This window comes from Pantoea sp. ARC270 (genome assembly GCF_003236725.1).
Lineage (GTDB): Bacteria > Pseudomonadota > Gammaproteobacteria > Enterobacterales > Enterobacteriaceae > Pantoea > Pantoea anthophila.
In genome coordinates this window covers 129,354-141,944 of record NZ_PUGA01000006.1, presented here as the reverse complement: position 1 = coordinate 141,944, position 12,591 = coordinate 129,354, and the positions used below count along the sequence as shown (strand labels likewise).

General features: G+C 61.1%; 12 protein-coding genes. 11 read left to right on the top strand and 1 reads right to left on the bottom strand.

Features of this window, described 5'->3' with window-relative positions:
- The 11 genes from CKF42_RS05115 to CKF42_RS05070 all read left to right on the top strand — a co-directional run.
- A partial coding sequence (locus tag CKF42_RS05115) for a carboxyltransferase domain-containing protein (RefSeq protein ID WP_146239917.1) occupies positions 1-1,645 on the top strand: 1,645 nt, incomplete at its 5' end.
- Positions 1,646-1,654: 9 nt separating this feature from the next.
- Positions 1,655-2,356 (top strand): GntR family transcriptional regulator, encoded by a 702-nt coding sequence (locus tag CKF42_RS05110; protein WP_111207690.1) that lies wholly within the window; start codon positions 1,655-1,657, stop codon positions 2,354-2,356.
- A gap of 27 nt (positions 2,357-2,383) precedes the next feature.
- A complete protein-coding gene (gene urtA / locus CKF42_RS05105) occupies positions 2,384-3,652 on the top strand; it encodes an urea ABC transporter substrate-binding protein (RefSeq protein ID WP_046101286.1) in 1,269 nt (422 codons plus the stop codon).
- A gap of 91 nt (positions 3,653-3,743) precedes the next feature.
- Positions 3,744-5,309: an urea ABC transporter permease subunit UrtB gene (urtB, locus tag CKF42_RS05100; RefSeq protein ID WP_009092251.1), complete on the top strand. Its 1,566-nt coding sequence runs from the start codon at positions 3,744-3,746 to the stop codon at positions 5,307-5,309.
- The gene (gene urtC / locus CKF42_RS05095; protein WP_111207689.1) at positions 5,309-6,382 is read left to right on the top strand and encodes an urea ABC transporter permease subunit UrtC; all 1,074 of its coding nucleotides are present in this window, start codon (positions 5,309-5,311) and stop codon (positions 6,380-6,382) included. The genes urtB and urtC overlap by 1 nt, the downstream gene beginning before the upstream one ends.
- Positions 6,379-7,170 carry an urea ABC transporter ATP-binding protein UrtD gene (gene urtD, locus CKF42_RS05090; protein ID WP_009092253.1) on the top strand — a complete coding sequence of 264 codons (792 nt, stop codon included), beginning with the start codon at positions 6,379-6,381 and terminating at the stop codon, positions 7,168-7,170. The genes urtC and urtD overlap by 4 nt, the downstream gene beginning before the upstream one ends.
- Position 7,171: 1 nt before the next feature.
- Positions 7,172-7,870: an urea ABC transporter ATP-binding subunit UrtE gene (gene urtE / locus CKF42_RS05085; protein WP_009092254.1), complete on the top strand. Its 699-nt coding sequence runs from the start codon at positions 7,172-7,174 to the stop codon at positions 7,868-7,870.
- Positions 7,871-8,081: 211 nt separating this feature from the next.
- Positions 8,082-8,846, top strand: coding sequence for a DNA-binding transcriptional repressor DeoR (gene deoR, locus CKF42_RS05080; protein ID WP_009092255.1), 765 nt, complete (start codon positions 8,082-8,084; stop codon positions 8,844-8,846).
- 189 nt (positions 8,847-9,035) lie between these two features.
- On the top strand, positions 9,036-10,703 hold the full coding sequence (gene ettA, locus CKF42_RS05075; RefSeq protein ID WP_072215507.1) for an energy-dependent translational throttle protein EttA: 1,668 nt from the start codon (positions 9,036-9,038) through the stop codon (positions 10,701-10,703).
- Positions 10,704-10,763: 60 nt separating this feature from the next.
- Complete coding sequence (locus tag CKF42_RS21045; RefSeq protein WP_140028835.1) at positions 10,764-10,928, top strand: YhfG family protein; 165 nt, start codon at positions 10,764-10,766, stop codon at positions 10,926-10,928.
- Between the two features lie 12 nt (positions 10,929-10,940).
- Complete coding sequence (locus tag CKF42_RS05070) at positions 10,941-11,543, top strand: putative adenosine monophosphate-protein transferase Fic (protein ID WP_111207688.1); 603 nt, start codon at positions 10,941-10,943, stop codon at positions 11,541-11,543.
- On the opposite strand, the gene CKF42_RS05065 is transcribed toward CKF42_RS05070, so the two are convergent.
- Entirely contained in the window at positions 11,524-12,420 is an 897-nt protein-coding gene (locus CKF42_RS05065) for a LysR family transcriptional regulator (protein ID WP_058957759.1), read from the bottom strand. The genes CKF42_RS05070 and CKF42_RS05065 overlap by 20 nt on opposite strands.
- Positions 12,421-12,591 lie beyond the last annotated feature (171 nt).

Genomic DNA, 12,591 nt, shown 5'->3' with positions numbered 1-12,591 from the left:
CGACTGGCAGGTGCACTACAACTCTAACCGCCTCGGCGTGCGGCTGGTCGGCCCGAAACCGACCTGGACCCGCGCCAACGGCGGTGAGGCGGGCCTGCATCCCTCCAACGTTCACGACTGTGAATATGCCATCGGTGCGGTCAACTTCACCGGCGACTTCCCGGTGATCCTGACGCACGACGGCCCGAGCCTCGGCGGCTTTGTCTGTCCGGTAACCATCGCCAGAGCCGAGTTGTGGAAAGTGGGCCAGGTCAAACCCGGCGACACCATCCGCTTCCATCCAATCAGCGCGGAGGAGGCGCTGGCGCGGGAAAACGCGCAGCGTCATCTGATTGAGACGCTGCGCCCGGAACATCCCCCGGCCTTTGCCGTGCCGTCGCTGGCTGAAACCGCTCACGGCTCCGCCACGATTCTCGCCGCCCTCGACGCCACCGACACCACCCCGAAAGTGGTCTATCGCCAGGCGGGCGACAAATATGTGCTGATTGAATATGGCGACAACGTGCTGGATCTGGCGCTGCGTCTGCGCGTGCATCTGCTGATGAATGCGCTGACGGCGCAGGCAGAACCCGGCGTCGAGGAGCTGTCGCCGGGCGTGCGCTCGCTGCAGGTACGCTACGACAGCCGCATCATCAATCAGTCCGCCCTGATGACGCTGCTGCTGGCGCTGGAGGCGACGCTGGGCGATGTCAGCACGCTGAAGGTCCCCTCCCGCGTGGTGTGGATGCCGATGGCCTTTGAGGACAGCGCCACGCTCGGTGCCGTCAGCCGCTACCAGGAGACGGTTCGCGCCAGCGCCCCCTGGCTGCCGAACAACGTGGACTTTATCCAGCGTATTAATGGCTTAAGCAGCCGGGAGGAGGTGCGCGCGACCCTGTTTGACGCCAGTTATCTGGTGCTGGGGCTGGGCGACGTCTATCTCGGCGCGCCCTGCGCTGTGCCGGTCGATCCACGCCATCGTCTGCTGAGTTCCAAATACAGTCCGGCGCGCACCTTTACCGCCGAAGGCACCGTCGGCATCGGCGGCATGTACATGTGTATCTACGGTATGGACTCGCCTGGCGGCTATCAGCTGGTGGGCCGGACGCTGCCGATCTGGAACACCTTCCTGAAAAATCCGCAGTTCGCGCCCGACGCGCCGTGGCTGCTGCGCTTCTTCGATCAGGTGCGCTTTTATCCCGTCAGTGAAGAGGAGCTGACCCGGCTGCGCGAAGATTTTCGCGAAGGTCGTGGCAGCCTGCGTATCGAAGAGACGCAGTTCGATTTTGCTGCCCACCAGCAGTTCCTCACCGATCACGCCGCTGAGATCGCGGCTTTCCGCCAGCGCCAGGCCGCCGCTTTTGAGCAGGAGGTGCAGCTATGGGCGCAGGAAGAGCAGAGCGCGCCGCAGGCTGAGGAGGCGCTGGCCAGCGTCAGCGAGGAGCAGGAAAACGGCGTGGCGGTGCAGGCTGACCTCAATGGCAATATCTGGAAAGTGCTGGTGCAGCCGGGCGACGCGGTGAGCGCCGGTCAGACCCTGATCATCGTGGAAGCGATGAAGATGGAGCTGGCGATTGTCGCCCCGCAGGCCGGTCGGGTCACGCGTATCGCCTGCCAGGCGGGCCGCCCGGTCAGCCCGGGCGATAACCTGCTGTGGCTGGAATAAGGAGCAGCAATGACAAGGCAACCTCAATCCCCAAAAGCGCGCCCGGAGGCGCTGGCAGAGCGGGTCTATCAGGCGCTCAAGGCTGATATCTTCGCCTTTCGCCTGATGCCGGGTGACCGCTTCAGTGAAAGCGAAATCGCCGGACGGCTGGCGGTAAGCCGCACACCGGTGCGTCAGGCGCTGTTCCGGCTGGAGCGCGAAGGCTTTGTGGAAGTGTGGTTCCGCAGCGGCTGGCAGATCCGAAATTTCGATTTCGCCTGGTTTGAATCGCTTTATGACCTGCGCACCGTGCTGGAGTGCGAGGCGGTAAAACGCCTCTGTGCCCTGCCCGCTCCGCAGTGTGCGGCCCTGTTAGCGGAGCTGAACCAGTTCTGGTGTGAGGCAGAGGCGCTCACCGAAGGGCTGGTGGTTTCGCAGCACGATGAGGCGTTTCACATGACGCTGGTGGCAGCGGCGGGCAACCCGGAGATGGCCCGCATCCATGCCGAACTCACGGAGAAGATCCGCATTATCCGGCGGCTCGACTTCACCCGCGACGACCGTATCTGCGCGACCTATCAGGAACATGCAGAGATTTTACAGGCGATTTTTCAGCAACAGACCACCGAAGCGCAACGCATGCTGACCGACCATATCGCCGTCAGCAAGGCGGAAGTCAGGAAGATCACGTTGCATCGCCTGCAGCAGGCCCGGCTCCAGACCATCGAATAACACAACAACCACTCAGGGGTTCAGATGATGAAAAGACGTTCGTTGATCAAAGCTTTTGCGCTCTCCGCCACCGTTGTCAGCATGGGATTTGCCTGGAGTGCGCAGGCGGCTGACACCATCAAAGTGGGGATCATGCATTCCCTCTCCGGCACCATGGCGATTTCTGAAACGCCGCTGAAAGATGTGGCGCTGATGACCATTGATGAGATCAATGCCAAAGGGGGCGTGCTGGGGAAAAAGCTGGAGCCGGTGGTGGTAGACCCCGCCTCTAACTGGCCGCTGTTTGCCGAGAAGGCGCGGCAGCTGCTGACGCAGGACAAAGCGGCGGTGGTGTTTGGCTGCTGGACCTCAGTGTCACGTAAATCGGTGCTGCCGGTATTTGAAGAGCTGAACGGCCTGCTCTTCTATCCGGTGCAGTATGAAGGCGAAGAGATGTCGCCTAACGTCTTCTACACCGGTGCGGCGCCAAACCAGCAGGCGATCCCGGCGGTGGAGTATCTGATGAGCGAAGATGGCGGCAGTGCTAAACGCTTCTTCCTGCTGGGCACCGACTATGTCTATCCACGCACCACCAACAAGATCCTGCGCGCCTTCCTGCACAGCAAAGGCGTAGCGGACAAGGATATCGAAGAGGTCTATACGCCGTTTGGTTACAGCGACTACCAGACCATCGTGTCGAATATCAAAAAGTTTGCGGCTGGCGGCAAAACCGCGGTCGTCTCGACCATCAACGGCGACTCCAACGTGCCGTTCTACAAAGAGCTGGCCAACCAGGGGATCAAAGCCACCGACATTCCGGTAGTCGCCTTCTCGGTGGGTGAAGAGGAGCTGCGCGGCATTGATACCAAACCGCTGGTCGGCCAGTTAGCCGCCTGGAACTACTTCGAGTCGATCGACAACCCGACCAACGCGAAGTTTGTCGCGGACTACCGCGCCTACGCCAAAGCGCACAATCTGCCGAACGCCGCCACCGTGGTCACCAACGATCCGATGGAAGCGACCTATGTGGGCATCCATATGTGGGCCCAGGCGGTGGAAAAAGCGGGCACCACCGATGTCGACAAAGTGCGGGCCGCAATGGCCGGTCAGACCTTTAACGCACCGGATGGCTTTACCCTGACTATGGACAAAACCAATCACCATCTGCACAAGCCGGTGATGATTGGCGAAGTGGAAGAGAACGGCCAGTTCAGCGTGGTGTGGCAGACCGACAAGCCGGTGCGCGCGCAGCCGTGGAGCCCGTACATTGCCGGTAACGACAAAAAGCCCGATTACCCGGTAAAAACCGCGCAGTAAGCGCGCGGCAGACAGGCAGCGTCCATCGCTGCGAAGCGGCAGCACGGCTGTTTAATCCGCCGTGCTGCCTCCCCCTGACGAGGCTCTCTTTATGACTCTATGCCGCTGCTTATTCAGCCTGCTGCTGCTGATGCCGCTGCTGGCCAGCGCCGGACCGGCGGCTGACTTTGCCGCCGCCAGCCGCAGCCAGCAGGCCACCCTGCTGCAGCAATGGGCCGCCGCGCCGGACAGCCTGCGCCTGCCGCTGCTGGAAGCGCTGCACGCCGAAACGGTCGTCATCGACCAGAACAAACAGCCCTTCAGCCAGCAGGGTACACAGCTGACACCGCTGGAGGGTGCGGCCCGGCCCGCCGGTAACCTGAAAAAACTCTTTATGAACAACCGACTGCGCGTGCTGGTCAACAATGCGCTGGCCGCCCACCAGCTGGTGAGCAGTGATGCCGCGCTGCGCCTGCGTGCCGCGCAGCAGTTGCAGAATGGGGGGGTTGCCGACCAGCTGCCGCTGCTGACGCAGCGCCTCGCCGCCGAGCAGGATAGCCGGGTTCATGCTGCCTTAGCGCTGGCGCTGGCCAACCTGCAACTGGCAGACAGCAATCCGATGGTGCGCCTGCGTGCGGTCAATCTGCTGGGCGAGTCCAGCGATCCCGACACCCAGGCCAGCCTGCAACGCCTGACTCAGCCCGCAAATGAACCGGATGCCACGGTGCGGGCCGCGGCGGCGGACAGCCTGCAACAGATTCAGCAGCGGCTGAGATGGGGCGATCTGCTGGGTCAGGCCTTCAGCGGCCTGTCGCTGGGATCGATCCTGCTGCTGGCCGCGCTGGGTCTGGCGATCACCTATGGCCTGCTCGGGGTGATCAATATGGCACACGGCGAAATGCTGATGCTCGGCGCGTACGCCACCTGGTGGGTACAGAGCCTGTTTCAGCAGTTTGCGCCGCACTACCTGGCCTGGTATCCGCTGCTGGCGCTGCCGGTCGCCTTCCTGGTCACCGCCGCCGTCGGTATGGCGCTGGAGCGCACGGTGATCCGCCATCTCTATGGCCGCCCCCTGGAGACGCTGCTCGCCACCTGGGGGATCAGCCTGATGCTGATTCAGCTGGTGCGGGTGCTGTTCGGGGCGCAAAACCTGGAGGTGGCGAACCCGTCATGGCTGTCAGGAGGATTACAGGTGCTGCCTAATCTGGTGCTGCCGTGGAACCGCATCGCGGTGATCCTGTTCGTGGTATTTGTGCTGGCGCTCACCTGGCTGCTGCTGAACCGCACCCGCCTGGGCATGAACGTGCGCGCCGTGACGCAGAATCGCGCCATGGCGGAGTGCTGCGGCGTGCCGACCGGCCGCGTCGATATGCTGGCATTCGGGCTCGGCTCCGGCATTGCCGGGCTGGGCGGCGTGGCACTGTCGCAGCTGGGCAACGTCGGCCCGGAACTGGGTCAGGGCTATATCATCGACTCGTTTCTGGTGGTGGTGCTGGGTGGCGTCGGCCAGCTGGCGGGCACCGTGGTCGCCGCCTTCAGCCTGGGCATTCTGAACAAAGTGCTTGAGCCGCAGATTGGCGCGGTCCTGGGCAAGATCCTGATTCTGGTGCTCATCGTACTGTTTATTCAGAAACGTCCACAGGGGCTGTTTGCGGTGAAAGGAAGGGTGACTGACTGATGACGCAACCTATCACGCTTCGCGTGGCGCGCACCGCCCCACGCCTGACCCTTACCCTTGGCCTGGTCATCACCCTGGCGCTGCTGGTGATGCCGTTTCTGGCGCTGCTGCCCGCTACACATCCGCTGGCGATCTCCACCTACACCCTGACACTGGTCGGCAAAATCCTCTGCTATGCGGTGGTCGCCGTTGCGCTGGATCTGGTGTGGGGCTACGCCGGCCTGCTGTCGCTGGGCCACGGCCTCTTTTTTGCCCTGGGCGGCTACGCCATGGGGATGTACCTGATGCGCCAGGCCGCCGGGGAAGGCTTGCCCGCCTTTATGTCCTTTCTCTCCTGGCGTGAGCTGCCCTGGTTCTGGGCCGGCACCGACTCCTTCGCGTGGGCGCTCTGTCTCAGCATGCTGGTGCCAGGCCTGCTGGCGCTGCTGTTTGGCTTTTTCGCCTTTCGCTCAAAAATCAAAGGCGTCTACTTTTCGATTATGACGCAGGCGCTGACCTACGCGGGCATGCTGCTCTTCTTCCGTAACGAAACCGGTTTTGGCGGCAACAATGGCTTTACCGGCTTCACCACCCTGCTCGGCTTTTCGGTGACGGCGACCCCGACCCGTATCGGACTGTTCGTCGCCACGGTGCTGCTGCTGCTGCTGAGCCTGACGATCGGCTTCGCCCTGGCGCGCAGCAAATTCGGTCGGGTGCTGACCGCCGTGCGGGATGCGGAGAACCGCCTGACCTTCTGCGGTTACGATCCGCGCGGCTTCAAGCTGTTTGTCTGGACGCTCTCCGCGGTGCTGTGCGGCCTGGCCGGGGCGCTCTATGTGCCGCAGGTCGGCATCATCAACCCTGGCGAGATGTCCCCCGCCAACTCGATCGAAGCGGCGATCTGGGTGGCGCTGGGCGGACGCGGCACGCTGATTGGCCCGCTGCTGGGCGCAGCGATCGTTAACGGCGCGCGCAGCTTCTTTACCGTCGCCTTCCCGGAATACTGGCTCTTTTTCCTGGGCCTGATGTTTATCCTGGTCACGCTGTTTCTGCCGCACGGCGTGATTGGCCTGCTGCGCCGGAGAAAAAAATGAGTGATGCCCTGTTTACCCAACCCCAGTTAGCGGATCGCCACCGGGTGCAGCGCGATCCGGTGCTGCAGCTCGATAAGATCAGCGTCTCCTTTGAAGGCTTCCGGGCGCTGACCGATCTCTCGCTGCAGATCGGCGTCGGTGAGCTGCGCTGCGTGATCGGCCCCAACGGCGCGGGCAAAACCACGCTGATGGATGTGATCACCGGCAAAACCCGGCCGGATGCGGGCCGGGTGATCTACGACCAGGACAGCGATCTGACCCGTCTGTCTCCGGTGGCGATCGCCCGCGCCGGGATTGGCCGTAAGTTCCAGAAACCCACGGTTTTCGAAGCGCTGACCGTGTTCGAGAATCTTGAGATCGCCCTCAGGGCCGACAAATCGGTGTGGGCCTGCCTGCGCGCCCGCCTCAACAGCGAGCAGCGCGACCGGATTGATGAGGTGCTGAAGCTGCTGCGGCTGGGCGGCGAGCGCCAGCGCCGGGCGGGCCTGCTGTCGCACGGTCAGAAGCAGTTTCTGGAGATTGGCATGCTGCTGGTGCAGGAACCGCATCTGCTGCTGCTGGATGAACCGGCGGCGGGCATGACCGATGCGGAAACGGCCTACACCGCCGAACTGTTTCGCAGTCTGGCGGGGAAACATTCACTGATGGTGGTGGAGCACGACATGGGCTTTGTGGAGACCATCGCCGACCACGTTACGGTGCTGCATCAGGGACAGGTGCTGGCGGAGGGATCGCTGCGCGAGGTGCAGGCCAACGAGCAGGTTATCGACGTTTATCTGGGGCGCTGAGATGTTACAGGTTACTGAACTGAATCAATATTATGGCGGCAGTCACATCCTGCGTGGCCTCTCGTTTGAGGTCAGGATTGGCGAAATCACCTGCCTGCTGGGGCGCAACGGCGTGGGAAAAACCACGCTGCTGAAGTGCCTGATGGGCCTGATCCCGGCGAAGTCGGGGGAGATTCACTGGCAGCAGCAGCGGATGAATGGCCGCAAACCGCATCAGCGGGTGCAGGCTGGCATCGCGTATGTGCCGCAGGGGCGGGAAATTTTTCCGCGCCTGACGGTGGAGGAGAATCTGCTGATGGGCCTGTCACGCTTTCCGGCGGCAGAGGCACGGGCCGTCCCGGAGGAGATCTATCAGCTCTTCCCGGTGCTGCAGGCGATGAAGTCACGCCGGGGCGGCGACCTCTCTGGCGGCCAGCAGCAGCAGCTGGCGATCGGTCGGGCGCTGGCCTGTCGGCCGCAGCTGCTGATCCTGGATGAGCCGACCGAAGGGATCCAGCCGTCGGTGATCAAAGAGATCGGCGCGGTGATCCGCCAGCTGGCGCAGCGAGGCGATATGGCGATCCTGCTGGTTGAGCAGTTTTATGATTTCGCGGCCGAACTGGCGGACAGCTATCTGGTGATGTCCCGCGGTGAAATTGTGCAGCGAGGCCGCGGCGACGCCATGGAGGCAGAAGGCGTGCGCGGCCTGGTGGCGATTTAACGCCCGGCTTACAGTAAGCCGGTCTCTACTGAGCAGTGGCGCGATTCCCCCGCGCGCCAGAGGTTTGCGGCCCTCACGGATTGCGGGTAAGATTGAGTGCCAGCCTGGCGGATGAGACGCAACTCATTCAAATCTGTGAGGTTTGTCGCGTATCGACGCCGATTCCGGCGTCCTTCCTCCGCACTGCAGGATAGGGAACAGAGAGATGACCATGGAAACCCGGCGCGATGAACGCATCCAGAAACTGACGCAGGCGCTCAAACGCACCGATAAACTCCATCTGAAAGATGCGGCCCGGCTGCTGGGCGTCTCTGAGATGACGGTTCGCCGCGATCTGACCGAGCCGGGCTCCAGCGTAGTGCTGCTGGGCGGCTATATCGTCAGCGATCCCAAAAGTCATGCCGGTCACTATTTTGTCAGCGACCAGCACGGGCAGAACGCCGCCAGAAAGCAGCGGCTGGCTCAGGTGGCCGCCAGCCTGGTCAGCGAGAACGACACGGTCTTTTTTGACTGTGGCACCACCCTACCCTATATCATTGATGCCCTCCCCGACACGCTCTCTTTTACCGCCATCTGCTGCGCCATGAACACGTTTCTGGCTCTGAAAGAGAAACCGGCCTGTCACGTGATCCTGAGCGGCGGGGAGTTTCATGCCGACAATGCGCTCTTTACGCCGGTGGGTGTGCACACCCTTCTCGACGATCTCTGCCCGACGCTCGCCTTTATCTCTGCGGCCGGGATCGACAAAGATCAGGGCGCAACCTGCTACAACACCAACGAGCTGACGATGAAACATCACGCCATGCTGCGCGCCCGGCAGTCGGTGCTGGTGGCGGACAGCAGCAAATATGGCAAAGTGCTGCCCGCCCGCATCGGCGACCTGCAGCGCTTCGATCTGCTGGTCAGCGACAGTGCCCCCGACCAGGCCCTGCAGACCTGGCTGACGCAGCAGGCTATTCCCCTGCGTCTGCCCTGAGGCCGGAGGCCAGCCGGTCTCTGCCCGCCTTTTCATATGGCTCTCCGGTGAGCCGGACAAATCAGCGTCTTATGCCTGACCGCCCCCGGCCCGCGAATATTCGCCGCCCCCCGGCTGGGATTAAGGGGTGAAAAAGGCTAAACTTCGACATCATTCCAACGACCAACAGACCCAGAGGCTCAAACCAACGTGGCTCAATTCGTCTATAGCATGCATCGCGTCGGCAAAGTGGTTCCGCCGAAGCGACATATCCTGAAGAACATCTCGCTCAGCTTCTTCCCTGGCGCCAAAATCGGCGTACTCGGCCTGAATGGCGCGGGTAAATCGACCCTGCTGCGCATCATGGCCGGCATCGATAAAGATATCGAAGGGGAAGCGCGTCCGCAGCCGGGCATCAAGATTGGCTACCTGCCGCAGGAGCCGCAGCTCAACCCTGAACACACCGTGCGTGAGTCGATTGAAGAAGCGCTGTCGGAAGTGGTTGGCGCACTGAAACGCCTTGATGAAGTTTACGCGCTCTATGCTGAAGAGGATGCTGATTTCGACAAGCTGGCCGCTGAGCAGGGTCGTCTGGAAGAGATTATCCAGGCGCACGACGGCCACAACCTGAATACCCAGCTGGAACGTGCAGCCGATGCGCTGCGTCTGCCAGACTGGGATGCGAAAGTCGCGACCCTTTCCGGTGGTGAACGTCGCCGTGTTGCCCTCTGCCGCCTGCTGCTGGAAAAACCAGACATGCTGCTGCTGGACGAACCGACTAACCACCTGGATGCGGAATCTGTCGCCTGGCTGGAACGCTTCCTGCACGACTTCGAAGGCACAGTCGTCGCCATTACGCATGACCGTTACTTCCTGGATAACGTGGCAGGCTGGATCCTGGAGCTGGACCGTGGCGAAGGCATTCCATGGGAAGGCAACTACTCCTCCTGGCTGGAGCAGAAAGATGCACGTCTGGCGCAGGAAGCCTCTTCTGAAGCTGCCCGTCGCAAGTCGATTGAGAAAGAGCTGGAGTGGGTTCGCAAAGGACCAAAAGGCCAGCAGTCTAAGGGCAAAGCCCGTCTGGCACGCTTTGAAGAGCTGAACAATACCGACTACCAGAAGCGTAACGAAACCAACGAACTGTTCATTCCGCCAGGTGCCCGTCTGGGTGACAAAGTGCTGGAAGTCAGCAACCTGCGTAAGTCCTATGGCGACCGTGTGCTGATTGACGATCTCTCCTTCTCCGTGCCGAAAGGCGCGATTGTCGGGATTATCGGTCCGAACGGCGCGGGTAAATCGACGCTGTTCCGTATGATGTCCGGTCAGGAACAGCCTGATTCCGGCAGCATCGTGCTGGGCGACACCGTCAAGCTGGCCGCCGTGGATCAGTTCCGCGACAGCATGGACAACTCGAAAACCGTGTGGGAAGAAGTTTCCGGCGGTCAGGATATTATGCGCATCGGTAACACCGAGATGCCAAGCCGCGCCTATGTCGGACGCTTTAACTTTAAAGGCGTCGATCAGGGCAAACGCGTGGGCGAACTCTCAGGCGGTGAGCGTGGTCGTCTGCACCTTGCGAAGCTGCTGCAGGTTGGCGGCAACATGCTGCTGCTCGATGAACCGACGAACGACCTGGATATCGAAACCCTGCGCGCACTGGAAAACGCCCTGCTGGAGTTCCCGGGCTGTGCCATGGTCATCTCGCATGACCGCTGGTTCCTGGACCGTATCGCCACCCATATTCTGGATTACCAGGATGAGGGCAAAATTGAATTCTTCGAAGGTAACTTTACCGAATACGAAGAGTACAAGAAGCGTACCCTCGGCGCAGATGCGCTGGAGCCGAAGCGCATCAAGTACAAGCGTATGACGAAGTAAAGGTAAACCGGGGGGCAAGCCCAGCTTCCCCCCATTTTTAACTGTAAAGGTCTCAGCCCGATGAAAAAAGCCGGTGATCGTTCAGTCGCAAAAAAAGCGGAAGTCATTTATGAAGCGACCAAAGTCGCTAATTTTGCCGCAAGTTCGCTGCTTGAAGGCATCCGTATTTTATCTGTCCCTGAGTTACAAACCCTTGAACAGGTCCGACGCCGCTACAAGCAGTAGCAGGAGACGACGGTGAATCGCTATCGTGTCTGGCGGGATCACTACTGTTATCCCGATTCAGATGTGCTGATTAATCGCTACGACATCCGGGATCAGACCCTGCTCGATCAGGCCGAGCGTGACGTGACAGCGCTAACCATTCACACCATCCGGCTCTCCCACCCTCCCTTCACATTAAATACTCTTTGCCACATTCACTATTGTCTGTTCAGCGAGTTGTACAGCTGGGCAGGACAGGTACGCGATATTTCTATCAGCAAGGGACAGACCCGGTTTTGCCAGCCTGCGTTTATCATCAGTGAGGCGAACAGATTATTTGCAAAGCTGGCCGGGGAGAGATGGAACGAACAGCCTGACCATAACGCTTTTTGTCATCAGGTTGCCTGGTATTATTGCGAGTTCAATGTCCTGCACCCCTTTCGTGAAGGAAATGGCCGCGCACTCCGTATTTTGTTTGAACATATTCTTCTTCATGCGGGTTATCAGGTCAGCTGGCGAGGTCTGAAGGCCAGCGACTGGTTAGCAGCCAATATCGCAGGTTATCAGTCCGGCCCGGAAAAAATGGCGGCACTTTTTCTGCACCACATTATCCCGATCAGCGATAAAAATCCCTGAACACCGGGGATTGCAGCGCGAACTCGATAAAGCGAGCCAGCGCCGGAGAGTGCAGTTTGCGCCCCGGATAGACCAGCCAGAGTTCATTCCCTTCAATCTCCCATTCAGGCAGAACGGGCACCAGACGCGGGTCCGCCATCGCGCCATCGGTCAGAAAGTGCGGCAGCAGCGTGATACCGGCATCCCCCAGCGCGCATTCACGGGCGTAGAGCAGATTATCGGTGAGGTGGCCTGGCGGCAGCAGCCAGCGATAGAACTCATCGTCGCGCTGTAATACCCACTCATTCCAGGCGCGATGGGCAATACAGCGGTGCGCAGAGAGTTGCTGCGGATGAACCAGCGGCGGATGCTGATCGAGATAGCCCTGCGAGGCGACCAGCAGTCGCGGGCAGTTACCGATCCGGCGGCCAATCAGCGACGACTCGTGCGGCTGACCGGTGCGCAGCGCCACATCGAACCCCTCCTGCACCAGATCGCGCATCTCGTCGGAGATCGACACATCCAGCGTCACATCGGGGTAGAGGCGTAAAAATGCCGCGTTACAGCGTGCCAGCAGCGTCGCGCCGATCCCCGCCGGGCTGGTGATGCGCAGACGACCGCTGGGATTTTCACGCAGGCTGGCGATCGCCTGATCCGCGCGTTCACTCGCCTGCATCATCTCCTGACAATGCAGCAGATAGCGCTCACCGGCAAAGGTCAGATTGAGCTGGCGGGTTGTGCGGTTCAGCAACCGAATCCCTACCCGCTGCTCCAGCTGGCTGATGCGCTGACTGACGCTCGATTTCGGCAGTCCCGCCCGCTCTGCCGCGCCGGTAAAGCTGCCGCACTCCGCCACCAGCGCAAAGAGCGCCATATCCTGCCACTGCCGGAAGGCCATTGTTCACCTCAGACGAACACTCTATGAAAGATTGTCCATCTTATCACCGCTAAAACCAGGTTCTACACTTAAAGCCTGTTCCAGATCGTGACGCCAGTCTGCCACGGACAGCGCATCACCCGCCGGGCGGCCTCTTCACCGGCTGGCGTGCACTGCCCAGGGCCAGAATGG